This is a genomic window from Pseudomonas umsongensis, from assembly GCF_002236105.1.
Taxonomy (GTDB): domain Bacteria; phylum Pseudomonadota; class Gammaproteobacteria; order Pseudomonadales; family Pseudomonadaceae; genus Aquipseudomonas; species Aquipseudomonas umsongensis.
The window spans coordinates 174706-197904 of the sequence record NZ_NIWU01000005.1; the positions used below are offsets into that span (position 1 = coordinate 174706).

A 23199-nucleotide genomic window follows, 5' to 3' on the forward strand; every position below is an offset into this window, starting at 1 on the left:
TCAATCCTCAACCACCCAGGTGTCCTTGGTTCCGCCGCCCTGGGAGGAATTCACCACCAGGGAGCCTTCGCGCAGGGCGACACGGGTCAAGCCGCCGGGCACGACCCGGGTTTCGCGGCCAGACAGTACAAACGGACGCAGGTCGATATGGCGTGGCGCGATGCCGCTTTCGACAAAGGTCGGACAGGTCGACAGCGACAGTGTCGGCTGTGCGATGTAGGCATGGGGCTTGGCGATGATGCGCGCGCGGAAGGCTTCGATTTCCGCTGCGCTCGCCGCGGGCCCCACCAGCATTCCGTAGCCGCCGGAGCCCTGGGTTTCCTTGACCACGAGCTCCGGAAGGTTGGCCAGGACGTGGGACAGCTCAGAAGGATTGCGACACTGCCACGTGGGTACGTTTTTCAGGATCGGTTCTTCGTCCAGGTAGAAACGGATCATGTCGGTGACGAATGGATACACCGATTTGTCGTCTGCCACCCCGGTTCCGATGGCGTTCGCCAACACGACATTGCCCGAACGATAGGACGACAGCAGGCCGGGCACGCCCAGCATCGAGTCGGGATTGAACGCCAGCGGGTCAAGGAACGCATCGTCGAGACGGCGGTAAATCACATCGACGGCTTTCGGCCCGTCGGTGGTGCGCATGAACACCTTGTCGTCACGCACGAACAGGTCCGCACCCTCCACCAGCTCCACGCCCATTTCTCGCGCCAGGAATGCATGCTCGAAGAAGGCGCTGTTGAAGCGCCCCGGCGTCAGCACCACGACACTCGGATTTTCGATCGGGCTTGAGCTTTTCAGGGTGTCGAGCAACAGGTTCGGGTAATGGTCGATGGGGGCAATGCGCTGGGCCGCAAACAACTCGGGGAACAGGCGCATCATCATCTTGCGGTCTTCGAGCATGTAGCTGACGCCGCTCGGTGTACGAAGATTGTCTTCGAGCACGTAGTACGTGCCGTCGCCGTCGCGCACCAGGTCGACGCCGGAAATGTGCGAATAGATATCCCGATGCAGGTCCAGGCCTTGCATCGCCAACTGGTACTGCTCGTTGGCCAGCACCTGCTCGGCCGGAATGATCCCGGCCTTGATGATGCGCTGCTCGTGGTAAAGGTCGGCGAGAAACATGTTCAACGCCTTGACCCGCTGGATACAGCCGCGCTCGACCACGCGCCATTCACTGGCGGGGATACTGCGCGGGATGGTGTCGAAGGGAATCAGGCGCTCTGTGCCCTGCTCATCACCGTAGAGCGTGAAGGTAATCCCGGCGCGATGAAACAGCAGATCGGCCTCGCGTCGCCGTTGTGCCAGAAGCTCGTCAGGCGTCTCGGCCAGCCAACGGGCAAACTCCCGATAATGCGGGCGGACCTGGCCGCCAGCGTCGTACATCTCATCAAAATAGGTGCGGATCATGCCGTACTCCTTGTCACCCGGACATACAGGCCTTCGCAAGGCCCGTGCCATCGGCAGAAACGCTTTGATTTCAATCGGTTAGATAATCACCACGCGAGCGCCGCACCAATCCTGTGCGGCAAATGCCCCCACCTGACGGCCCCCGCTTCATTGCAAGGCGTTGTTGTCGCCCATCACCAGCATAGACCGTAGGCGCCGGCTTGCCGGCGAACGGGTCGGCCTTGTTCGATTGCCATCGGCAAAAACGAAAACGGCCAACCCGAAGGTTAGCCGTCATTGCTGGTTGTAACTGTTCATAGGTTTATGCGAGTCGCCCTCGTACCTCCTGTTTCACACCCCAGCCTTCGATGATGCCGCCCAGAGGCTCGACCACTGCCTCGAAACCCTGTTCGAAATCGCCAATGTCGTCGTAGGTCGCATACATGACCTTGCACAACTCCAAAGCCCAGGCGCCATCGTCGCGCACACTGATTTGCGCATCCAGGGATTCACCACGGTGAAAATGACCTGCCGCCCTGCGTGCCCGCTCCTCGTCCGGGAAAATGGCGTAGAACTCGATGGGATGGAACCGGGAAAAATCAAAACCGCCTTCTTTCATGCGGCGCAACACACTGCTGCTGATGTCTTCTTGATAGGCTGTGCTCATGAAACGTCCTCCTCAAACTGATGGATAGACTTTCCGTACTCCCTTGTGCGAACCCAAGGGTGCGCGCGACGGGAAACAAGCATGGAGCTGACAAGACCAGACCTTAGCGATCCATTCGCTGATCTCGCTTGCAGAGTAGCCCCAAGATAGAGCCGCTGCCAAGGCCTGGTTCTGCTGTAGTCGATAACGAGAAGAGGTTCAGACGGGGGTGATGCTGCGAATTTCAATACTGTTCTGGGCCTTCAGGCTTTTGACGCCTGCATCAGGGGTGCGGCCCTCATAGTCGTTCAGATCCAGTTCGGCGGCCACGGGAAGCAATCGTGCCTTGATGAGTTTGGCGGCCTCTTCGTGACTCGGGCACTCCTCGCACTCGAATTCTTCATCGATTACTTCACCATGATCATCCACGAAAGTGACTTTCCACCTTTGCATCGGTGCCTCCTCGATAAAACCCATGGATAGGCTTACACCTATCTCGACCTCGGGCGCCGGGCAATGTTCCGGCGAGTGTTTCGCTTCAGATACGCACATTTCCTCGTGGGCCCGCAATGGCCCAGATGATCAGGCCCAGAACCGGCAGCAACAGGATCAACAGCACCCAGAAGATTTTCATTCCGGTCTCGGCGCCACTTTTCAGCACGTTGATGATTGCCCAGATATCCAGGGCAAGAATGATCAAGCCAACCAGGCTATTGAACGTGGAACCCATGATGACGCTCCTGAAGAGTGATAAGCCCTCTTAGGATAGCCCGCCGTGAACAGGGTTCCCTTTTTTTGACAGCTTTAGCGGTTCAGACGTGGATCGCCACTTTCAAGGCTTCCAGCGATGGCGCAGCGGCGATGCCGACTTGCGCGCACAGTTCGAGCACCCGAGGCACGGCATTGCCATAGACCAGCACCACTTGCAGTTCATCGTCCAGCAGTTGGCTGAAGTTCATCAGCGTGTAGCCACCGTTTTCCTTGTTCAGGCTGCTCATCTGCACCTGGATGCGATTCAGTGCGGTCAGGGCTTCGGTCCTGGCCAACTGCTTGGGCTTGAGATTGAACTCAACCCCCGGGCCGAACGAGGCGACGATCTGGGCAAACAGGTCCACATAGGTGTCGGCCTGAAACAGCACGGTATCGGGCAAGCTGCCAACCACGACCCACTCACCCAGCGGGATCGGGAAGCTGTCGTCGTAGTTGATGTCCGGGTTGGCGCTCAGGAAAGCCGCTGGATCAGCGTAAGCCTGGGCCGCTTCATCAGCGACTTTCTCGATTTCGTCATCGGCCATGCACCCGGAGCTGATGTTGCTGATGAGTTCGATGAGGGCGGCTTTCATGGGGGCGGATCCTGTAGCTGGTAAATTTTCAGGGCGCGCAGGATAGCGCATTACGCCCTGCGATGGCGTCTTGCAAGCAAGCCTCGCAATCTTGACCTGCATCAAGCGTTCAGCCCAACAATAGCGGCACAATAATGGCACCTTGCCAAAACTGTTTCCGCTATCAGAGAAGACCTCCATGGGTGCCTGGCTTAGCAATATCTCGCTGAAGTACAAATTCTGGGCGGTGAACGCCGTCGCTTTCGTCACCACGCTACTGCTGGTGTTTTATGCCGTGCAGCTCGAACAACAAGCCCGCAGCCATGCCGCCCAGGAATCGGCCCAGGCCCAGGCGCGATTGCTCGAAGCCTGGCCTGCCGGGCAGCCGCTGCCCAGGGCCGGGAACCTGCTGACCTTCGATCACGGCCAGGCACCGCGGCTGGACGGACAGCCGCTGCAGGCACTGGCCGATGCCACCGGCTGGGTCGAGTTCGACGCGCTGCCATATTTCGGTGACAACCCGCCGATCGGCGCCGAAGTCTTCACCCGCACGGACGGCCAGCGGGTCGCCTTGATTGCCCATGGTCCAAGCCTGGGCCAGGTGTTCAGCGAGCGTGTTGTCAATTATGCGCTGGCGGTGTTTATCCTGATGCTGGCAATGCTCGGTGCCTCACAGTTGTTGATTCGCTTTTTGCTCAGTCAACTCAATACCCTGAAAGACGTGATGCTCCACGTTGAAAAAACTGGCGACTTGTCGGCCCGTGTCCCGCTGACTTGCAGCGACGAAGTCGGGCAGATGGCCAACGCTTTCAACGCCATGCAGGCCGGTTACCAAGGCGTGGTCAGCACCGTCGCCAGCACCGTCCGACAACTGGACGAAGGTGCCGCACGCCTGGCATCGAACATGAATGAAGTGCGTCATGGCATGCTTGGCCAGCAGAGCGAAACCGATCAGGCGGCAACGGCCATCAATGAAATGACCGCCACCGTCTATCACATCGCCCAGCACGCCGGTGCCACCCGAGACCTTTCGCAATCTGCCGACACCTTGGCCGGCAGCGGGCAGGAAGTGGTCATGCGGGTACAGCGATCGATTGCCGGACTGTCTACCGGGGTGCAGCAGACCGCCGAGATGATCCAGCGCCTCGCCGAGGACAGCCAGAAGATCAACGGTGTGGTCAACGTAATTCACAGCATTGCCGAGCAGACCAATTTGCTGGCGCTGAACGCGGCAATCGAAGCGGCCCGGGCCGGCGAAATGGGCCGGGGGTTTGCGGTGGTCGCCGATGAAGTGCGCAACCTGGCCAAGCGCGTCCAAACCTCCACCGATGAAATCACCGTGATGGTGTCCGCCTTGCAATCAGGTACTCGCGATGCGGTGGACTTCATGCAGGAGAGTTCATTCAAGGCCGATGAATGCGTACAGCAAGCCCAGGAGGCTGGGGCCGCGTTGGCGCAGATTACCGGGGCAGTGGCGCAGATGCGCGAAAGCAACACCCAGATTGCCGTGGCGGCCGAGCAACAAAGCCAGGTGGCCGAAGAGATGAACCGGGCGGTGGTGAGCATCCGCGATGTGACCGAAAATACGGTGCGCCAGACCGTCAGCTCGGCTACAACCAGTGATGAACTGGCGGTGTTGGCCGGCGAGTTGAGCACGGCGATCGGGCAGCTCAAGCTATAACATCGAGGGTGGACATGACCCCTATCGCTTCGATAGCCAAGCTTGATTCGCCGCCCGCATCTACCGGGCCTATCCTTGATTCATGAGTTCAACAAGGATCGAGGATAAGCATCATGGGTAAACGTCACCCCAACCTTCCCGCCTGGCAATGGCGTGCGTACCCGAACAATCACCAACACCCGACCAACCTAGTGTTGCACCTGATTGCCGTGCCACTGTTCATTGTCGCCTTCCTGCTGATCGCCTGCGGGGTATTCGGCCTGAACCTGGCGAATTTCGCCATCGGCGTCATCGGTGTGATTGCCGCCTTGGGTCTGCAACGTCACGGCCATACCCTGGAGGCGCAAGCCTCCGAGCCATTCAGTGATCGCAAAGATGCGGTTTCACGCTTGCTGGTCGAGCAGTTCCTGACCTTCCCGCGATACGTCCTCAGCGGCGGCTGGTGGCGCGCCTGGTGCGAGCGCCACCGTCGTCATTGATCAGCCGAACACCGTCACCGTCTGCCGGCTCATGGCAATCAACCGCCCCTCCACATCCCACAGCTTCGCCGCGGCATGGCCGTAGCCGTCGGCGGCATGCTCGGTTTCAACCAGGTATTTGCACCAGTCCAGGGTGCTTAGTGCCAGCAATGGCTGGACGAATTCGATGGTCCAGGTCAGCGTGCTGCCCATCGCCGGCTTCTTCAGAAACGGCATCAGGGCCGGTGGCCAGGCATCCACCAGCGCCAGGATGTGCGCTTCGGTGACCGACTCCTCCTTCACATCACCCCGCAAGCGCACCCAGCCGCCCATTTGACGCGATGTATTGCCGCTGAATGGCAACCCGCCAACACTCCAGCGCATTGCCAGGTGCTGCATGAATTGCGGGAGCACGCCCTCGATGAAAGGCAGTTCCTGACAGTCGTCCCAATGCTTCATCTCTGGCGCCGGCAACGCTTGCACCGCCACTTCCGATGGACGCGAGGCGCCGAAGCTGCCCTGAACCAGCGTGACGACCTGCCCCCTCTGCATCGCGCGGCCCAACACCTGGCTGACCGCCTTGCCCTCGCGCAATACATCAACTTCAAAACTGACCGGCACGTCGGGTTCGACCGGGCCGACAAAGGTGATTGCCAGTGAGCGTACCGGCCGGTCCGCTGGCACCTTGGCGCGCATGGCTTCGTACTGCAAGGCAGCCACCAGGCCGCCGAAACTGGCTCGGCCTTGCGCCCATCCGGGCGGGATCGACAGTTCCAGTGGTTGACGGCGAACAGCGTCGAGCAAATCGCAAAAGCGCATGAAGACCTCAAGGCAGGAAACGGATGAAGGAATCTTAACCAGCTCACTGGGGCTGTACAGTGCCTATTCCGGTCAAATTGACTGACAGATAAGCCGCCTGCGCCTGTGTAGGAGCTGCCGCAGGCTGCGATCTTTTGATTTTAAAAACAAAGATCAAAAGATCGCAGCCTGCGGCAGCTCCTACAGGGGTCGTGGTGGGTTCAGGATTTGAAACAGGCCTTGCTGAGTTTTTCCAGCACCCGGTCGGCACGCTGTTCGGCCTTGGCCATGGTGGCTTGCCAAACGGCGACACAAGGCTGCAAATCCGCTTCCTGCTCGGCCATCGCCAGCCATTGCACACAGTCGTGCCAGTCCCCCAAGGCCCCTTGGGCAGATTTCAGTCGGGGCATGGCGGCCTTGGGCAGGCGATCCAGTTCGGGGTAAGCGTCGATGCCATAACGTACGCGCTTGATCAGCAAGCGCAAACGATGGCGGTCATGGGCCGGATCGTGCAAGGCGGTGTCGAGTTTCTTCCACTGTTTGCCCAGGCGTTTTTCGATGCGCTTGTCCAGCCCCTTGAGCAAACCCTGGCGCTGGGCAGCGCGCAGGAATCGCGGAAAGGCATCGAGGATCAACAGCAGCTGCTTAAACTCCGTACTGGTCGCCACCGCAGGATAAGCCTTGGCCATTTGCACCATGCGCCGCTGCGCGGCTTGCACTTGATCGTTTTCGAGCAAGTAGGCAGCCAACACCTCACGATCACGCAATGGCGTGGTCAAGTCGCCAACTTCGGACGCCGCCGCTTCCAGCTGCTCGACTCCGGGCAACCCGCGCAACGGCCGCAGCAGGCTGCGCAACCGGCGCACCGTGGTACGCAACTCGTGCAATGCCTCAGGATCGGTGTGGGCACTCAAGCGTGCCTGACAGGCCAATAGACGAATTTCCAAGCCTAAGACCCGGGCCACCAACCTATCGATCATGGTTTACTCCGTAAACGGCTGTAAGCTGCAAGCTGCAAGCGAACCGACTTGTGGCTTGCAGCTTATAACTTATAGCTGCTTTCCAGCCTATCTCCCCGCGCGCGACTCACGAATATAGAAACGCGCCTTTTCGGCCTTCTTCGCGCATCCCTCGAAGCCTTCGAATTGTTGCTGGGTCTTGGCTGCGGTCAGCAGCGATAAAGCCTTGGAGTAGCTGACGGTTCCGGCGAAACCTTCGGCCTTTGCCAGGTCCAACTCACGCCAGGCGGCATCGAGCTGGCTGCCGCAGCTGTCGCGATAAGCGGTTTTGCCGGCACAACCGGCCAGCGCCAGGGCAATCAGTGGCACACAGATCCAGGCTTTCATTTCTTACACCTCTAAAATAGGTAAACAGTCATGCAGGTAGGACGGTCTGGCGGACAAAAAGTGCCGTCCGTCGGCAACGTTAACCCAACGGGGAGAGAATACCCATCCGCCGCCATGGAGTGTCGAAAAAACGACCCATTCACGCGGCCGAACGACCTGTCGATTGAAGCGCCCCCCTCGTTGGGTGCATTGTTGAACGATTCAAACGAGGGCGATCAATGAAAAAGCGTGTCGCACTGGTGTTGGGCTCGGGTGGAGCCCGGGGCTATGCCCATATAGGCGTCATCCAGGAAATTGAACGGCGAGGCTACGATATCGCCTGTATCGCCGGTTGCTCCATGGGCGCGGTGGTTGGCGGGATCTACGCCGCTGGCAAACTCGATGATTATCGGGACTGGATCGAGAGCCTGGATTACCTCGACGTACTGCGCCTGGTGGACGTCAGTTTTCGCCTCGGGGCCATCCGCGGGGAAAAGGTCTTCGGGCAAATCCGCAAGATCGTTGGCGAAATCAATATCGAAGACCTGCGCATCCCCTATACCGCAGTGGCCACCGACCTGACCAACCAGCAGGAAATCTGGTTCCAGGAGGGCTGCCTGCACCAGGCCATGCGTGCCTCGGCGGCGATTCCCAGTCTGTTTACCCCGGTGATGCAGGGCAATCGCATGCTGGTCGATGGCGGTATCCTCAACCCCTTGCCGATCGTGCCGGTGGTGTCGAGCCATTGCGATCTGATCATCGCGGTCAACCTCAACTCCACCAACCAGCGTCACTACCAGTTACCGGTGATCCAGCGCCCAGCTGCCTTCAAGACCCGCTTTGACAGCCTGATCAGTTCCCTGGGCTCGAAGTTGCCGTTCCGGCGCAAGCAGGCCGAACAATTGCTGCTGCTGGAGAAGGAAGCGTTGATGGCCGAAGCGGCAGAGATCAACCCCTGGGTCGAGTCGGCCGAACCTGAAGCCCAGCAACCCGCGGCCGCGCCTGAACGGGACGGTGCGCCGAAGTCCGCCACCGGGTCGTTCATCATCGACAACGTGGGGCCGGCGTCCCTGCTGGATTTGATCAACCAGAGTTTCGAGGTCATGCAGACCTCCTTGGCGCAATACAAGATTGCCGGGTATCCGCCGGACATCCTGATCAACGTGCCGAAGCGGGTGTGCCGGTTTTTCGAGTTCTACAAGGCGCCGGAGTTGATCGCGCTGGGACGCGAGATTGCGCGCGATACGCTGGATCGGTATGAGAGTGAGCGAGATTCCTGAAACAACGATCGTTCCCACGCTCTGCGTGGGAATGCATCCTGTGACGCTCCGCGTCACGAACTCAATAGCGGACGCGGAGCGTCCATGACGGCGTTCCCACGCAGAGCGTGGGAACGATCATGAATCGAGTAACCGATACCCCACCCCCGCCTCGGTCACGATGAACCGCGGTTGCATCGGGTCGTCCGCCAGTTTCTGGCGCAGGTGCCCCACCACGATCCGCAAGTAATGCGTGTCTTCAGTATGGGTCGGCCCCCAGATGTCCTTGAGCAGTTGTTGCTGGGTGATGACTCGTCCGGGATGCCGTGCCAGTTGCGCCAGCACTGCGTATTCCTTGCGGGTCAGCGCGACTTCGCTACCATCGAGCGATACCCGCCGATAGGCCAGGTCCACCGTCAGCGGGCCGAAGGCCAGTGCCGCTTGCTGGGCCTCGCCCACCGGCGCCTGGCGTAATAGCGCTCGAATTCGCGCCAGGAATTCCTGGATGCCAAAGGGCTTGGTCACGTAGTCATTGGCACCGCCATCCAGCGCCTCGACTTTCTGCCCTTCACCGGCACGCACCGAGAGCACCAGCACCGGCACTGTCGACCACTCGCGAAACTCACGCAGTACCTGCTGGCCGTCCATGTCCGGCAGGCCGAGGTCGAGCACCAGCAAGTCCGGTTTGTTCAACGCCGCTTGCGCCAGGCCTTCGGTGCCGGTACCGGCCTCCAGCACCTTGTAGCCCTGTGAAGCGAGGCTGATGCGCAGGAATTTACGGATTTGCGGTTCGTCATCGATGACCAGGATGGTCGCGGTCTGGTTCATGGATTCACATCAACACAAAGTAGTGGCAAGAGAGTAACGCAAGCACGATCAGGCTTCACTCTCAAAACCCGGCTGCGCCTGCAAAGGCAAGTGCAAGGTGATGCAGGTGCCGCGCCCTTCAATACCGTCGGCCACGCTGATCCGCCCGCCATGGGCACCGACCATGCCCTGACAGATCGCCAACCCCAGCCCCGTGCCCTGCCCACCACGGTCGCCGCGAGCGGCGGTGTAGAACATGTCGAAAATCTTCTCCCGCTCCGCTTCCGGAATCCCCGGCCCTTCGTCGCTTACCGAGAAAAACAGCTCCGTGTCATCGGCCCCCGCGCGCACGTGCAGGCGCCCGTGGGACGGCGAGAAACGCGCAGCGTTTTCCATCACGTTGACCAGGGCCTGCTCGATCAGCGCCGCGTGGACGAATAACAGCGGCAGTTGCGCCGGCACTTCGGTGGTGACCTGCAACGGGGCCAATACCGCGCGAAGGCGATTGAGCGCACTGCCGACAATGTCTGCCGGCGATACCCAGTCCCGTGCCAGCTTCAATGCCCCGTGACCGAGGCGGGTCATGTCCAGCAGGTTTTGAATGTAGCGATCGAGGCGTTCGGCTTCGTCGCGGGTGCCTTCCAGCAACTCACGGCGATCCTCCAGGGGAATGGCCTCACCGAGGGCCAGCAGACTATCGATACTGCCGCGCATGGAGGTCAGCGGGGTACGCAAATCATGAGACACCGAGGCCAGCAAGGCACTGCGCAATTGTTCGGTTTCGCCGTGCAGCCGCGCGGCTTCCAGGTCATCGGCCAGTTGTGCTCGGGCCAGCGCCTGGGCCAACGGCTGGCTCAACGCGGTCAACAAACGCCGACGCTGGCCGCTCAAGGCCTGGTCTTCTTTGGCACACACACCGAGCAGCGCCAGCGGCCCCTCCTCCACTGACAATGGCCACCACCACCAACGACCGAACGGCAAGGTCCCGGTGCCCGCGCCCGCCGGCTGGTCGTGCTGCCACGCCCAATCGGCGGCGGCGCGTTCGGCTTCGGTGAACTCCAGCGGGCCACCGATCTCGACTTTCCAGCCGCTCTGGCCGTCGCGATTGAGCAGGCACAGTTGCAGGTCGCTCCAGCCGCTGAGGTGCTGGGCCGCCGCGTTGACCACGGCCTGACGATCGGTGGCAGCGGTGAGTTTGCGCGACAGATCGAGCAGTTCGCTGGTCTCTTCCTGGGTATCACGCAGGGCCTGCAATTGCCGGCGCTGGCGTGCAGCAAGGTTGCCGGTGAGCGCCGCCATCAGCAGGAAAAACAGCAAGGTCAGCACGTCTTCTTCGCGCTGGATGCTGAAGGAAAAATTCGGCGGAATGAACAAAAAATCGTAGGTCAGGAACGACAACGCCGCACAGGCCAGGGCCGGGCCAAGACTGCTGCGCACCGCTACCAGCAACACCGCGGCGAGAAACACCAGCGAGATGTTCGGCAACGGCAGCACACTGGCCACTGCCCAGGCCAGGGCAGTGGCCAACAGCGTCGCGACCACGGCCAGGGCGTAGTCGAACCATACCGGTGCCTGCATCGAACGCTGCCTTGGTTGATGCTGTTGCTGCTCGGTGTCGAGCACGTTGATTTCCAGCCCACGGGCATTACGCAGCAGTCGCGCCGCCAGGCCGCCTCCGAACAATCGACGACGCAGGCGCGGCCGCGACTGGCCGACCAGCACCAGGCTGGCGCGGCGTTCAGCGGCGTGCTGGATCAGGGTTTTGGCGACCTCGCCGGCCCGCAGCAGCACTACTTCACCGCCCAGGCGTTCGGCCAGTTGCTGGGCACTTTGCAGACGCAGCCGCGACTGCTCGTCACGCACGCGGCCATTATCCACATGCACCAGGCTCCACGGCAGATGCCGACGCTGGGCGACGCGGCTGGCGTGACGCACCAGGCGCTCGGCCTGGGCATCGCCATCGACGCCGACCAACAAGCGACCGCGCACCGTCGGCGCCGCTTGCCCCATCTGGCGATAGCCCTGGGTCAGGTCGTTATCGACCTGGGCCGCCGCGGTTTGCATGGCCAGCTCACGCAGCGCCGTGAGGTTGGTCTGGGAGAAATACGCATCGATGGCGGCCCTCGCCTGCTCGGGCACGTAGACCTTGCCGTCGCGCAAACGCTCGAGCAATTCGCGCGGTGGCAAATCGATCAGCAGCAGTTCGTACGCTTCCTGCAATACCCAGTCGGGCAGGGTTTCGCGCACCTGCACGCCCGTGATACCACGCACTTGGTCATTCAGGCTTTCCAGGTGCTGGACGTTGACCGTGGTGTACACGTCGATGCCAGCGGCGAGCAGTTCCTGGATGTCCTGCCAGCGTTTTTCGTGACGGCTGCCGGGGGCGTTGGTGTGGGCCAGTTCATCCACCAGCACCAGCCTGGGCTTGGCTGCAAGCAGACCGTCGAGGTCCATCTCCTCGAGCTCAACGCCACGGTATAACGAGCGCACCAATGGCATTTGCGGCAATCCGCTGAGCAACGCTTCGGTCTCGAAACGGCCGTGGGTTTCGACCACTCCGGCAATGACTTTCACGCCTTGGCGCAATTGGGTGTGGGCCGCTTGCAACATGGCGTAGGTCTTGCCGACGCCGGGGGCGGCGCCGAGGAATACCTTGAGCCGGCCACGGCCATCACGGGGCAGGTTTGCTAATAGCGCGTCGGCGCGGCCGGAGTCGCTCATGCTTTCAGTTCTCTTTATTCAGGTATTCATGTGGTGCCTGGGAGGCCGTCTTCGCGAGCAGGCTCGCTCCCACATTTGGAATGCATTCTCCTGTGGGAGCGAGCCTGCTCGCGAATGGCGTCACCGCCGACTACAGTTTTTCCAGCGCCAGATTCAACTCAAGCACATTCACGACCGCTGGGCCTACCAATGGCTGTTCGGTGTGGGCGTCCAGCAGTTGCTGGAGCGACGCAACCGGCAGGTTGCGCGCCGCCGCAACACGCGCCAGTTGATAGGCAATCGCGGCCGGTGGCAAGTGCGGATCGAGACCGCTGCCAGAGGTGGTGACCAGCGCCAGCGGCACCGGCCCCTGCCCTGGCACCAGCAGCTTGTTGGCGTCGTCGATCACCCGAGTGGCCAGGGCCGGGTTGCTTGGCGACAGGTTGCTGGCGCTGCTCGATACGGTGGCAAAGGCACCCACCGATGGCCGCGGGTGGAACCAGGCGTCGCCGACGAAATCCTGGGCAATCAGCGATGAGCCGCGAACCTTGCCGTCGGCATCGCGCACCAGGCTGCCATTGGCCTGATCCGGGAAGGCGACCTGGGCCACGCCGGTGACCACCAGGGGATAGGCGACACCGGTGATAAGGGTCATCAAAACCAGCAGGCTCAGGGCCGGGCGTATCATTGTGGACATTTCAAACTCCTCGAATTCGGTGAACAAGTACCGCGTTCAGTCAGGTACAACGTGTCGTCTTTTTCGCGAGCAGGCTCGCTCCCACAAGGAAACGAGGTGCCTTTGTGGGAGCGAGCCTGCTCGCGAAGGCGGTACGCCTGACACACGGTCAAACCAGATGCAACGCCGTCAACAGCATGTCGATCGCCTTGATGCCCACGAACGGCACCACAATCCCGCCCAGGCCATAGATCAGCAGATTGCGTCGCAGCAACGCCGCCGCGCTCGCCGCCTGCACGCGCACACCGCGTAAAGCCAAGGGAATCAGCACCACGATGATCAGGGCGTTGAACACGATCGCCGAGAGAATCGCGCTCTGCGGGCTGTGCAGCTGCATGACGTTCAACACGCCCAGTTGCGGGTAGATCGCGGCAAACAGCGCCGGCAGGATGGCGAAATACTTGGCCACGTCGTTGGCAATGGAAAAGGTCGTCAGCGCGCCGCGGGTCACCAACAGTTCCTTGCCGATCTGCACCACGTCCAGCAGCTTGGTCGGGTCACTGTCGAGGTCAACCATGTTGGCCGCTTCACGTGCCGCCTGCGTGCCGTCATTCATCGCCATGCCGACGTCCGCCTGGGCCAGGGCCGGGGCGTCATTGGCGCCGTCGCCGCACATGGCAACCAGGCGACCGTCGTTCTGCTCGTGCCGGATGCGCGCCAGTTTTTTCTCCGGCGTGGCTTCGGCCAGCACGTCGTCAACACCCGCTTCGGCGGCGATCGCGGCAGCGGTCAATGGGTTGTCGCCGGTCACCATGACCGTGCGGATCCCCAGCTTGCGCAGCTCGGCAAAACGCTCGCGGATGCCGGGCTTGACCACGTCCTTGAGGTGGATCGCACCGAGCAGTTTGCCGTCGGCGCAGACCAGCAGCGGCGTGCCGCCACTCTGGGCAATCCTGTCGATTTCCCGGGACAACGGCGCGGCCAGGTCGGCTCGCTTCAAGCCGACGAACGCCAGCAGGGAATCCACTGCGCCCTTGCGATACACGCGGCCCTGATAGTCGACACCTGACAGCCGGGTTTCGGCGCTGAACGGTACAGCCGTCAGCAATTCGGCGGCCGGCTCCGTTTGCGGTTGCGTGCCACGCAGGTATTCGACGATGGATTTACCTTCCGCCGTGTCATCGGCCAGAGAGGCCAACAAGGCACCCTCGGCCAGTTCGCTGGCCGTCACGCCTGGAGCGGGAACAACGGCGGCGCAACGACGGTTACCGAAGGTGATGGTGCCGGTCTTGTCCAGCAGCAGGACGTGCACGTCCCCCGCCGCTTCCACCGCGCGACCGGACTTGGCGATCACGTTCAGGCGCACCAGGCGGTCCATGCCGGCGATACCGATGGCCGACAACAAACCGCCAATGGTGGTCGGGATCAGCGTGACCAATAACGCCACCAGGAACACCAGCGGCAGGCTGCCATTGGCAAAGTGGGCGAACGGTTGAAGAGTCACGACCACCAGCAGGAAGATCAGGGTCAGGCCGATCAACAGGATGTCCAGCGCCACTTCGTTCGGGGTTTTCTGGCGCTTGGCGCCTTCGACCAGGGCGATCATGCGATCCAGTGTCGACTCGCCGGGGTTGGCGGTGATCTTCACCAACAGCCAGTCAGACACCAGCCGGGTATTGCCGGTCACCGCCGAGCGGTCGCCGCCGGATTCACGAATCACCGGAGCGGATTCACCGGTGATGGCCGCTTCGTTGACGGCAGCAATCCCTTCAATCACCTCACCGTCACCGGGGATCATCTCCCCCGCTTCGACGCGCACCACATCGCCTTTGCGCAGGCTGGCGGCCGGCACCACTTGAAAGCTGCCGTTGCTGGTTCTGCGCCGGGCGCTCAAGCCTTCGCTACCCGCCTTGAGGCTGTCGGCGCGGGCCTTGCCACGACCTTCGGCCAGGGCCTCGGCGAAGTTGGCGAACAGCACGGTAAACCACAGCCACAGGGCAATCTGTGCGGCGACGAAGGTCGGCACCGCCGTGTCGGGAATGAAGCACAGCACGGTGGTCAGGATCGCCGTCAGTTCGACCACCAGCATCACCGGCGCACGCTGCAATTGTCGCGGATCGAGCTTGACGAAAGCTTGTACCAGCGCTGGGCGCCAGAGGGCCGAGATCGCGGTTCTTGCTTGTTCCGGGGCCTTGGCAGCGACCGGTTTGATTGCGGGCATATTCATCATCTGCTCCTTAGAAGCCCAGGCTTAAATGTTCAGCAATCGGGCCCAACGCCAGCGTCGGCAGGAAGGTCAAGCCACCCACCAGCAAAATGGTCACGGTCAGCAAGGTCACGAACAGCGGGCCGTGGGTCGGGAAGCTGTTCTGGCCAATCGGCGCGGTCTTCTTCATCGCCAGGCTGCCGGCCAGGGCCAGCACCGGCAGGATGTAGCCGAAGCGACCGATCAACATGCCAAGGCCCAGCATCAGGTTGTGGTACGGCGTATTGGCGCCGAAGCCGCCAAATGCCGAACCGTTGTTGGCACTGGCCGAGGTGTAGGCGTAGAGCAACTGACTGAAACCATGGGCGCCGGGGTTGCTCACCGAGGCCACAGGCCCTGGCAGGCTGGCGGCAATGGCACCGAGGACCAGCACGCCGATCGGCATGACCAGCAAGGTCAGCACCAATAGCTGCACCTCTCGGGCTTGCAGTTTCTTGCCGAGGTATTCCGGCGTCCGGCCGATCATCAGGCCGGCGAGGAACACCGCGATCAGCACGTTGAGCAACATGCCATAGAGCCCCGCGCCGACGCCGCCGAAGATCACTTCGCCGACCATCATGTTGACCAGCGCAACCATGCCGCTGAGCGGGTTGAGACTGTCATGCATGCCATTGACCGAACCGTTCGACGCCGCCGTGGTGGTCACCAACCACAGCACCGTGGCGGTGGTACCGAAACGCGCCTCCTTGCCCTCCAGCGGTGCGGTCTGTTCGACGGCGACGTTGGCCAGGGTCGGATTGGGTTGGTATTCAGCCCACAGCGACGTCGCGCCACCGATCAAGAACAGCGCCAGCATGCACGCGATGATCGCGCGGCTCTGACGCAGGTCTTTCACGTAATGGCCAAAGGTGAACACCAGCGCCACCGGGATCAGGATGATCGACGCGACTTCGAACAGGTTGCTCCAGGCCGTCGGGTTCTCGAACGGATGCGCCGAGTTGACGCCAAAGAAGCCACCGCCATTAGTGCCCAGTTGCTTGATCGCAATCTGGCTGGCGGCCGGCCCCAGCGGGATCACTTGATCGATGCCCTGCACGGTCACGGCATTCACATATTGCGCGAAGGTTTGCGGCACGCCCTGCCAGACCAGGTACAGCGCCAGCAGCAGGCACAGCGGCAACAGGCCGTACAGGGTGGCGCGAGTCATGTCGACCCAGAAGTTGCCCAGCGATGCAGTGGATTTGCGACCGATGCCGCGGCACAGCGCAACCAGGACTGCAAGACCGGTGGCGGCGCTGACAAAGTTCTGCACGGTGAGGCCGACTATCTGGCTCAGGTAGCTCAGGGTCGCTTCGCCGCTGTAGGACTGCCAGTTGGTATTGGTCATGAAGCTGACTGCGGTATTGAACGCTTGCGTCCATTCCTGGCCCGGCAGGTTTTGCGGGTTCAGCGGCAAGTGGTCCTGGAACAGCAGGATCGCGAACAACAGTACAAAACCCGCCAGGTTGAAGGCGAGCAAGGCCAGGGTGTACTTCTGCCAGCTCTGCTCGGCCTGGGGATCGACGCCAGACAGGCGATAACAACCACGTTCGAGTGGACCAAGGATCGGCGTCAGCCAGGTGCGCTGGCCTTCCATGACCTTGTAGTAGAAACGCCCGAGAAACGGTGCGGGGACCAGTACCAGGGCGAAAAACGCCAGGATCAGCCAATAGTCATAACTGTGCATAGCCGCTCCTAGTTGCGGTCCGCGCGCAACAGCGCAACCAACAGATAAATGAACAGTCCCACTGCCAGCAGCAGTGACACTCCGTCCAGAACGCTCATGGAAGTTCTCCGTGTTACGGCGTATTGCCGCGTGTGGAGGTATTGTCGGCAGGGAGGCTGTAAAGGAACGAGACCGAGGGGTGCGGCGGGGCATAAAGAAAGCGTAAAGAGTGGGTTTAGGGCTCTGTTACTGCGTTGTCTTGACGGGCCTCTTCGCGAGCAAGCCCGCTCCCACACTGTTTAGCAGTGTTTGGGAAAACGCATACCCCTGTGGGAGCGAGCCTGCACGCGAAGGGGCATTGCAGATGACACAGGGGTGAACGAAACAGAACAGGCATACAATGGAACCAGTGCGAAATCCAATCGCTCAAAGTGGTATGCACGTTCGACAGGCGAAACCCTCGCCCGCCGGCCGGCTTTCAAGGAGGTCCCATGCCCTGGTATGCCTGGTTGATTCTGGTGGTTGCCATTGGCTCTATCGTTGGCGGTTTGATGATGTTGCGCGACACCGCCCACAAGGTTGAGCTGACCGATGAACAGCGCAAACGCGTCGCCGAACGCAATGCGGAAATGGACGCCAAGGAAGCGCAGGACCGCTAGCTGCGAAATCGTCCGAGACCTGTGAGGCATTCGGACGATTTTCCTGCGGTTCAGGTCAACGAGCAGCGCTCAAAAAAACGCTCGCGCCCCAGCGCCATCAGTGCTGCGCGCTTGTGTGGAAAGTCGAATTCCTTCTCGCAATAAAACCCCTGTCGCTGCAGGTGCCCAATCATCTTCGCGTTGTCGGCACGGGGCTCGGCGACCACCCGACGAGTCCGTGGATCGTCGAGAAACAGGTAATGCACCAGCGCCGACAGCCAGCTCGCCACCTTGTGCGGACCCCGGTGACTTTCTTCGCCCACCAGCATGTGGATGCCACGGTCGTAATCATCCGCGTCATAGAAGGGTGCGATACGATCTTCCTTGGCCCAATAGGCTTCGAAATAGGCAAAGGGTTGATCGTCGAAACAACCGATCAACGTCAGGGTATGGGGATCGTCCTGGCGTTTGCCCAGGTACTTGCGATGCTCTTCGAGACTGCCCTGCTCTTGCCAGAAACTCGCGACCCGAGGGCTGTTCTGCCAGCGATTGAATCGCACAAGATCCTCGTCGATATCCACTGTGCGCAAGGAAATCCACGCCCCCAGCCTGGAATCGAAACGCCGATACACCTCGCAACTCGGCTTCGGCGGACGCCGTGGGTGCCGCTTGCCGCCGCTGATGACCATCTGCTGTGGGTAACAGCCCGTCAGCGAATCGCCCAACCACGGCTGTGGCAACTGCCAGAACAGGGTGCGTTCGCAACGATAGCAGCCAGCCGTATCGGCAGGAACCAGCAAGCCGCTGAGCAGGGCTTCGGTCGGCGTTTCATCGAGTTGCCAGATCAGACGCTGGCAGGCCGGGTCGCGAGCGAACAACCAATAACCGGCAGCCCAGAAAGCCTGGCTGCCGGAAAGACCGAAGCGTTCCTCCACTTGCAGCCGCAGCTCGGTTTCGCGGGTCAGGCGCAGATTTATCAGCGCCTGGCTTTCGAGGCTGAGGCTCAGCCGGTTTTCGGTTTCATCGGCTACTAGACTGCTGCCCGTTGGTAATTGCAGGGCAGTCAGGTCTTTCGGATTGGGCATGGGAAAGGCTCACGGTAATCGTCGACAGTTAAACGATGTAACGCGAGCCAAGGATAAAAATTTAAGCGTGCACGACAGATAACTGTGCAACACCAATGGTCGATAAATGCAGCGATTGCAAATACCTGGAGTGAAGCACCTGCGAGAGGAACAAGAAAATTACAGTTCTCTCAAACGCACATCATCGATATCAAAATCGTTTCCATCATATGAAAAGCTATGGCTTTCTACCCAAAGTTGCATGCGAGGTTGCGTGGCCACAAAGGTTCCAGAAAGAGGTTTCCAGCTCATATGTGGAAAGAACGTATGTTCAGTCACAGCCATTGAACCCGCGCGAAGCGACAAGCTAGGGACGGGGGCCAAAAAATTCCTCCGTCGAACCGACAAACTGAATTCATACGTGACGTGCGGTTGCAAGTTGTCGAAGTACTTTGTCATTAACACACCGACAGGTTTGTTAGCAGAGTCGGAAACCAGATGCCCCGTCCCTCCCGTCGCTTGCAAAATCAGATCCTGAGGACGCATATCCACACCACGCTCCCAATCTTTCCAGTTGCCGTCATCAAACGTAGTGAGATCATCGAACGCAAATCGTATCGTCAACTCCCGCGGTGTAAGTACAACTGCCTTGTCGGTACTCTCACTTCCATCCAGCGTTACTTTGCAGATCAGGCTGAATGTGCTGAAGTCCTTCAGTGATTGAAGCCATTTTCGAGGTAAATCCCGGATCAAGCCATCATCCAGATTCGGTTCCGACACCAACTCGCCAACCATCAGATCAAGCACAACACAATTGCCATCCTTGTCAGTACCGGCACAGCTGAGCCATACCCGCTGGCCCTCAACCATCCAGGGATTCCAGGGTTCGACCAGAACCGTGCCATCGTCGTCAAAGTTGCGCAGGTCCAGAATATCGTTGGTGGCCTGAAGCACTTGCGGTATCGGCCAATGTTTAGGAACGCTGATTTGCAGGTTGAAGTCTGGAGATGTCGCCTGCTTGCACGGGCTGGTCACGTCATAACGAAGGGTCACCGTCTTGCCGATGCAGGCAATCACCTCGTTGAAAGGCACCTCGAAGTCCACATACCCCGCGATGCTATTGCCTGGTTTGGCCTCGATCGGCAGTGAGTAACCGTCCGGGCGTACCCAGTATGGCTGGATCGTATGACGAGGGCTGATACGGTCGTAAGCCACCCGCACAGTAAGGCCTTCCTTGGCGTTTTCCGGATTGAGCAGCTCGCCAACCGCCTGACGTACTGTCGGGGCGATCAGGTGCAGATCTTGCTGATGAAGGGACAAGGCCAAAGACGGAAATTTCACTGCACTGGGGTGATCGATCAGGCCATTGAAGTTCACCGCGAAATGCAGCTGAAGCCCGGTACAATCTGCCAGTTTCTCTATCTCATGCCTCGGCAACAAGTCACGGACGGCTATTTCGCCCTCCCACGCCGGCAGCGCGTCCCCCATCAGCACATCGAAGCTGTAAGGTGTGCCATCCTCCGACTTGCCTGTCCCCCATAGCCAAGTCGGCTGGCCTTCTGCGATAAAAGACCATGATTCCATCATCACATCGGCATCGCCATTGAACGTATTGAGGTCCAACACCCGTGCCGTAGCCTGTCTCACCTCTGGTGTAGACAAACCGGTGAGCTTGAGCACCTTCAGTGTCAGCACCGGAGAAGGCCACTGCCTATCGCGCTGGACCGTATAACGCACTCGAACCTGGCCGCAAAAGTTGGCGCTGATGGCTGAAGCCGGCACCGGGATATCGACAAAGCCGTTTGTTGTTCCGCTTACACAGGCCAGCGATGGAGTCCCGGCACCGGGCGCTCCTTCGAAAAAAGCGCACACCCGATCGGTATCGCGCATTCCGTTATAGGCCACGCGTATTGTCGTGCCCTTTGTAGCGTTAATCGGATTGAGCAGACATTCGTCGGCCGCGCACTCGGTGGCCTCCAGTACCCTCGGCATCAGCAGTTTGAGGTCCGGCTCACCCAACCGCAGGTTTTCAGTACTACGACTCAGCTCATGAGCATTTGCCGGTAGCCAGGAAACCGTTGGATCTGCCGGTGCGGTTCCGGGCGCGCCGTCGAAAGTGACAGCCGCGCACAAGGTTACCGAGGAATAGTCTTCACACCCGGCCAGCCAGTCACGACACAAGTGCTCCAGAAAGACAAAGCCGCCCTGGGCTTCCCATTTCTTCACAAGGTGGTTTTCCAACACCCATTCGAACCGGAAGTTGCCGACATGGTGTTCGTTACCTATCGCCAGAATCCACAGTCGCTGCCCCTCTGCGATAAAGTTCCAACGTTCCAGGGCAACCCGGGCATTGTCTTCGAACTTGCGCATGTCCAGCCAGCGCGCACCCTGGGATGTATCCACATCGAGAAACGTGGATGCCGGTAAAAATTCAGGTTTAAGTGTCTCAACCGTCAATTCAAGTTTGATAGACGGTTCAGTTCGGCCATTGAGGGTGGCGGTGTACCAAACTTCGACGGTCTTACCGATACAGGCACCGATTACTTCAGCAGCGACGTTAATCTGGATAGAGCGGTCGTCACTGCCATCCTTGACCGGGATCGAGGGTCGCCCCGGGCCTTCGGGGCCGTCCCAATGCAATTGAATCTGGTAAGCAGACGTCATACTGGCAAACGCAATGGTGACGATGACGCCCCGCCTCGCAAAAATCGGATCCAGCGTGTTATTGGCCGTCGCAAACTCGACAGTCGGAATTGGATGTTCCGCAACAGGCAGGACGTGTTGAGCTGCGTCTTTGACAACCTCTTTAGCCATGACAGATTACCTTTCGACGGAATAGATGATTACGCTATCTAAACCCTCGGCAATCGTTATTGGCTACTGTCAAAGTTGACAGGTTTTCACTGCAAAACACATTGGAGCGACAAGCGGTAATCCTGTATGTGCATCAGTTGCCAGTCACCGGCACCACCGCGATTTTGTACGGGTCGAAAATCTTCAGCATCTGGCCATTATCGCGCAACCCTTGCAGCAACCTGCCGAAGGCCTCGCCGCTGATCGGCGCGGTCGGGCGGAGAATGGCGTAGTGGTGATAGATCTGGTCGACGCGCTCGGACACCAGTAACTCATTGGCGACTTTCTCGTTGCGCAGAAAGTAGTCGCTCAGGTAGGACCGTGTGACCAGGGCGACATCGGCGCGGCCACGCAGCACCATCAGCAGGTTGCTGTCATGGGAATAGGTCAAGGTGGCGTTGTGGTGAGTGGCGAGGTACTTGGGATCGGCATTGAAGTGGGCGAATTCGTAGTGATACCCGCTGAACAATGCCAGGCGCTTGCCGGCGAGCTCGCTGAAGTAGCTTTGCTGGCGCTGAGGCAAGCGTTGCGCAACGAAGATTTCGGCGTCTTCCAGGCCCATGTCGACGCTGGTGTGGGGGATGTCCCGCCAGCCCCAGTCGGGATTTTCGAAGATCGCCATGTCCACCCGGCCTTGCTTGAAGTCGCCAAAGCGGCGGGGAATGGAGGTAGGTACCAACACGAACCGGTAGTCGCTTTGCAGGTTGTTGAGGGCCGCGACCAATTGCGGCAACAGGCCGGTGTCGGCACCAGACTCCGGGCGCACCGTATAGGGAGGAAAGTGTGCGGCACCGATGCGCACCAGTTGTGCGGCCTGGGTCGGCATGACTGATAACGACGCGAGTATTGCCAGTAAAAGTCGCGAAGCCGTCCGTATTGGCGAAGACATCAAAACAACCCACTCCCCGAAACTGCATCAATGCATTGAAGCTAGGCGGTTTCGACCACTTAGCCAGTTTCCTGCCGACCCGCACTCACGCACTATTTACCCGCCAGCACCAGAATCAAGGCCTCCTCGGCCAGTTGATCCAGGTTCATGTTGCCATCGGCACGAAACCAGGTGGTGGTCCAGGACAACGCTCCAGTCAGGAAACGCCGGGTGATAAACACATCGCCGCGGATAAAACCGGCGCTCTTGGCTTCACCCAGCACCTGCAGCCAGATGTCTTCATAGATATCGCGCAACGCCAGTACCCTGGCCTGCCCCTCATCGGACAGTGAACGCCATTCGTAGACCAGCACCGCCATCGCCTCGCCACTGCCGCCCATGATGGACTGCAATTCGCAGCGGATCAGCGCCAGCACCTGCTCGCGCACGTCGCCGGCCTCGGCGATGGCCGCACGCATCAGCGCGGTGTTATACAGAATGGTCTCCTCCATCACCGCCCGCAGGATATCGTCCTTGCTCTTGAAGTGATGAAAAATACTTCCCGACTGGATGCCCACGGCACCGGCCAGGTCGCGCACGGTAGTGCGTTCATAGCCCTTGTTGCGAAACAGATGGGCCGCCACTTGCAGCAACTTGCCCCGGGCGCTGTCCGGGTCGGTCAATTGTCCGCTGTCGACCAACTCGCGCATGACGCTCAAGGCTTTTTGCTCATCCACCCGTTCTCTCCTACAGTCGATCAGTCCAATGCCGCGCTCCCCGCGAAAACATTGGGTTGCGCTGGCA

At 60.2% G+C, this 23199-nt stretch carries 22 protein-coding genes; 4 read left to right on the top strand and 18 right to left on the bottom strand.

The window, feature by feature from the left end; all coding sequences use genetic code 11:
- The 5 genes from PSUM_RS22995 to PSUM_RS23015 form a co-directional block, all read right to left on the bottom strand.
- Nucleotides 1–1410: a circularly permuted type 2 ATP-grasp protein gene (locus PSUM_RS22995; RefSeq protein ID WP_020796117.1), complete on the bottom strand. Its 1410-nt coding sequence runs from the start codon at nucleotides 1408–1410 to the stop codon at nucleotides 1–3.
- A 301-nt stretch (nucleotides 1411–1711) separates the two neighbouring features.
- On the bottom strand, nucleotides 1712–2056 hold the full coding sequence (locus tag PSUM_RS23000; protein WP_020796118.1) for a ribonuclease E inhibitor RraB: 345 nt from the start codon (nucleotides 2054–2056) through the stop codon (nucleotides 1712–1714).
- 198 nt (nucleotides 2057–2254) lie between these two features.
- Nucleotides 2255–2488, bottom strand: coding sequence for a hypothetical protein (locus PSUM_RS23005; RefSeq protein WP_033043848.1), 234 nt, complete (start codon nucleotides 2486–2488; stop codon nucleotides 2255–2257).
- 85 nt (nucleotides 2489–2573) lie between these two features.
- Nucleotides 2574–2765 carry a PLDc N-terminal domain-containing protein gene (locus PSUM_RS23010; protein WP_020796120.1) on the bottom strand — a complete coding sequence of 64 codons (192 nt, stop codon included), beginning with the start codon at nucleotides 2763–2765 and terminating at the stop codon, nucleotides 2574–2576.
- Nucleotides 2766–2847: 82 nt separating this feature from the next.
- Entirely contained in the window at nucleotides 2848–3378 is a 531-nt protein-coding gene (locus PSUM_RS23015) for a hypothetical protein (RefSeq protein WP_020796121.1), read from the bottom strand.
- Between the two features lie 178 nt (nucleotides 3379–3556).
- On the opposite strand from PSUM_RS23015, the gene PSUM_RS23020 reads away from it, so the two are divergent.
- Nucleotides 3557–5038: a methyl-accepting chemotaxis protein gene (locus PSUM_RS23020; protein ID WP_020796122.1), complete on the top strand. Its 1482-nt coding sequence runs from the start codon at nucleotides 3557–3559 to the stop codon at nucleotides 5036–5038.
- Between the two features lie 113 nt (nucleotides 5039–5151).
- The gene (locus PSUM_RS23025) at nucleotides 5152–5517 is read left to right on the top strand and encodes a DUF962 domain-containing protein (RefSeq protein WP_083349596.1); all 366 of its coding nucleotides are present in this window, start codon (nucleotides 5152–5154) and stop codon (nucleotides 5515–5517) included.
- Here the strand turns inward: PSUM_RS23025 and PSUM_RS23030 are convergent, their stop codons facing one another.
- The 3 genes from PSUM_RS23030 to PSUM_RS23040 all read right to left on the bottom strand — a co-directional run bounded on the left by PSUM_RS23030 (nucleotide 5518) and on the right by PSUM_RS23040 (nucleotide 7640).
- Nucleotides 5518–6315 (bottom strand): acyl-CoA thioesterase, encoded by a 798-nt coding sequence (locus PSUM_RS23030; RefSeq protein ID WP_020796124.1) that lies wholly within the window; start codon nucleotides 6313–6315, stop codon nucleotides 5518–5520.
- A gap of 200 nt (nucleotides 6316–6515) precedes the next feature.
- Nucleotides 6516–7274 carry a CHAD domain-containing protein gene (locus PSUM_RS23035; protein ID WP_020796125.1) on the bottom strand — a complete coding sequence of 253 codons (759 nt, stop codon included), beginning with the start codon at nucleotides 7272–7274 and terminating at the stop codon, nucleotides 6516–6518.
- An 87-nt stretch (nucleotides 7275–7361) separates the two neighbouring features.
- The gene (locus PSUM_RS23040) at nucleotides 7362–7640 is read right to left on the bottom strand and encodes a hypothetical protein (RefSeq protein ID WP_020796126.1); all 279 of its coding nucleotides are present in this window, start codon (nucleotides 7638–7640) and stop codon (nucleotides 7362–7364) included.
- Between the two features lie 218 nt (nucleotides 7641–7858).
- Here PSUM_RS23040 and PSUM_RS23045 point away from each other — a divergent pair, with 218 nt between their 5' ends.
- Nucleotides 7859–8899 (top strand): patatin-like phospholipase family protein, encoded by a 1041-nt coding sequence (locus tag PSUM_RS23045; RefSeq protein WP_033042534.1) that lies wholly within the window; start codon nucleotides 7859–7861, stop codon nucleotides 8897–8899.
- Nucleotides 8900–9016: 117 nt separating this feature from the next.
- Here the strand turns inward: PSUM_RS23045 and PSUM_RS23050 are convergent, their stop codons facing one another.
- The 6 genes from PSUM_RS23050 to kdpF form a co-directional block, all read right to left on the bottom strand.
- A complete protein-coding gene (locus tag PSUM_RS23050) occupies nucleotides 9017–9706 on the bottom strand; it encodes a response regulator (RefSeq protein ID WP_083349597.1) in 690 nt (229 codons plus the stop codon).
- A 48-nt stretch (nucleotides 9707–9754) separates the two neighbouring features.
- Entirely contained in the window at nucleotides 9755–12406 is a 2652-nt protein-coding gene (locus PSUM_RS23055) for a sensor histidine kinase (protein ID WP_033042095.1), read from the bottom strand.
- Nucleotides 12407–12536: 130 nt separating this feature from the next.
- Nucleotides 12537–13082, bottom strand: a complete 546-nt coding sequence (gene kdpC / locus PSUM_RS23060) for a potassium-transporting ATPase subunit KdpC (protein WP_083350185.1) — start codon at nucleotides 13080–13082, stop codon at nucleotides 12537–12539.
- 148 nt (nucleotides 13083–13230) lie between these two features.
- The gene (kdpB, locus tag PSUM_RS23065; protein ID WP_020796131.1) at nucleotides 13231–15288 is read right to left on the bottom strand and encodes a potassium-transporting ATPase subunit KdpB; all 2058 of its coding nucleotides are present in this window, start codon (nucleotides 15286–15288) and stop codon (nucleotides 13231–13233) included.
- Between the two features lie 10 nt (nucleotides 15289–15298).
- Nucleotides 15299–16993, bottom strand: coding sequence for a potassium-transporting ATPase subunit KdpA (gene kdpA / locus PSUM_RS23070; RefSeq protein ID WP_083349598.1), 1695 nt, complete (start codon nucleotides 16991–16993; stop codon nucleotides 15299–15301).
- A gap of 8 nt (nucleotides 16994–17001) precedes the next feature.
- On the bottom strand, nucleotides 17002–17091 hold the full coding sequence (gene kdpF / locus PSUM_RS23075) for a K(+)-transporting ATPase subunit F (RefSeq protein ID WP_007899818.1): 90 nt from the start codon (nucleotides 17089–17091) through the stop codon (nucleotides 17002–17004).
- Nucleotides 17092–17463: 372 nt separating this feature from the next.
- On the opposite strand from kdpF, the gene PSUM_RS23080 reads away from it, so the two are divergent.
- The gene (locus tag PSUM_RS23080) at nucleotides 17464–17631 is read left to right on the top strand and encodes a DUF2897 family protein (protein WP_020796133.1); all 168 of its coding nucleotides are present in this window, start codon (nucleotides 17464–17466) and stop codon (nucleotides 17629–17631) included.
- Between the two features lie 50 nt (nucleotides 17632–17681).
- Here PSUM_RS23080 and PSUM_RS23085 read toward each other — a convergent pair whose 3' ends face one another.
- The 4 genes from PSUM_RS23085 to PSUM_RS23100 all read right to left on the bottom strand — a co-directional run bounded on the left by PSUM_RS23085 (nucleotide 17682) and on the right by PSUM_RS23100 (nucleotide 23132).
- Entirely contained in the window at nucleotides 17682–18695 is a 1014-nt protein-coding gene (locus PSUM_RS23085) for a GNAT family N-acetyltransferase (protein ID WP_083349599.1), read from the bottom strand.
- Nucleotides 18696–18854: 159 nt separating this feature from the next.
- Nucleotides 18855–21488 (bottom strand): hypothetical protein, encoded by a 2634-nt coding sequence (locus tag PSUM_RS23090; RefSeq protein WP_083349600.1) that lies wholly within the window; start codon nucleotides 21486–21488, stop codon nucleotides 18855–18857.
- Between the two features lie 133 nt (nucleotides 21489–21621).
- Nucleotides 21622–22416, bottom strand: a complete 795-nt coding sequence (locus tag PSUM_RS23095) for a substrate-binding periplasmic protein (RefSeq protein WP_173667172.1) — start codon at nucleotides 22414–22416, stop codon at nucleotides 21622–21624.
- Between the two features lie 92 nt (nucleotides 22417–22508).
- Entirely contained in the window at nucleotides 22509–23132 is a 624-nt protein-coding gene (locus tag PSUM_RS23100) for a TetR/AcrR family transcriptional regulator (protein WP_020796137.1), read from the bottom strand.
- Nucleotides 23133–23199: the final 67 nt, after the last annotated feature.

Bases quoted from the DNA above. Each gene is read 5' to 3' on its own strand.
- PSUM_RS23050 (WP_083349597.1), bottom strand. From the start codon at position 9,706: ATGAACCAGACCGCGACCATCCTGGTCATCGATGACGAACCGCAAATC.
- kdpC (WP_083350185.1), bottom strand. From the start codon at position 13,082: ATGTCCACAATGATACGCCCGGCCCTGAGCCTGCTGGTTTTGATGACC.
- PSUM_RS23015 (WP_020796121.1), bottom strand. From the start codon at position 3,378: ATGAAAGCCGCCCTCATCGAACTCATCAGCAACATCAGCTCCGGGTGC.
- PSUM_RS23090 (WP_083349600.1), bottom strand. From the start codon at position 21,488: ATGGCTAAAGAGGTTGTCAAAGACGCAGCTCAACACGTCCTGCCTGTT.
- kdpA (WP_083349598.1), bottom strand. From the start codon at position 16,993: ATGCACAGTTATGACTATTGGCTGATCCTGGCGTTTTTCGCCCTGGTA.
- PSUM_RS23085 (WP_083349599.1), bottom strand. From the start codon at position 18,695: ATGCCCAATCCGAAAGACCTGACTGCCCTGCAATTACCAACGGGCAGC.
- PSUM_RS23030 (WP_020796124.1), bottom strand. From the start codon at position 6,315: ATGCGCTTTTGCGATTTGCTCGACGCTGTTCGCCGTCAACCACTGGAA.
- kdpF (WP_007899818.1), bottom strand. From the start codon at position 17,091: ATGAGCGTTCTGGACGGAGTGTCACTGCTGCTGGCAGTGGGACTGTTC.
- PSUM_RS22995 (WP_020796117.1), bottom strand. From the start codon at position 1,410: ATGATCCGCACCTATTTTGATGAGATGTACGACGCTGGCGGCCAGGTC.
- PSUM_RS23005 (WP_033043848.1), bottom strand. From the start codon at position 2,488: ATGCAAAGGTGGAAAGTCACTTTCGTGGATGATCATGGTGAAGTAATC.
- PSUM_RS23035 (WP_020796125.1), bottom strand. From the start codon at position 7,274: ATGATCGATAGGTTGGTGGCCCGGGTCTTAGGCTTGGAAATTCGTCTA.
- PSUM_RS23025 (WP_083349596.1), top strand. From the start codon at position 5,152: ATGGGTAAACGTCACCCCAACCTTCCCGCCTGGCAATGGCGTGCGTAC.
- PSUM_RS23020 (WP_020796122.1), top strand. From the start codon at position 3,557: ATGGGTGCCTGGCTTAGCAATATCTCGCTGAAGTACAAATTCTGGGCG.
- PSUM_RS23080 (WP_020796133.1), top strand. From the start codon at position 17,464: ATGCCCTGGTATGCCTGGTTGATTCTGGTGGTTGCCATTGGCTCTATC.
- PSUM_RS23040 (WP_020796126.1), bottom strand. From the start codon at position 7,640: ATGAAAGCCTGGATCTGTGTGCCACTGATTGCCCTGGCGCTGGCCGGT.
- kdpB (WP_020796131.1), bottom strand. From the start codon at position 15,288: ATGAATATGCCCGCAATCAAACCGGTCGCTGCCAAGGCCCCGGAACAA.
- PSUM_RS23000 (WP_020796118.1), bottom strand. From the start codon at position 2,056: ATGAGCACAGCCTATCAAGAAGACATCAGCAGCAGTGTGTTGCGCCGC.
- PSUM_RS23045 (WP_033042534.1), top strand. From the start codon at position 7,859: ATGAAAAAGCGTGTCGCACTGGTGTTGGGCTCGGGTGGAGCCCGGGGC.
- PSUM_RS23095 (WP_173667172.1), bottom strand. From the start codon at position 22,416: ATGTCTTCGCCAATACGGACGGCTTCGCGACTTTTACTGGCAATACTC.
- PSUM_RS23055 (WP_033042095.1), bottom strand. From the start codon at position 12,406: ATGAGCGACTCCGGCCGCGCCGACGCGCTATTAGCAAACCTGCCCCGT.
- PSUM_RS23010 (WP_020796120.1), bottom strand. From the start codon at position 2,765: ATGGGTTCCACGTTCAATAGCCTGGTTGGCTTGATCATTCTTGCCCTG.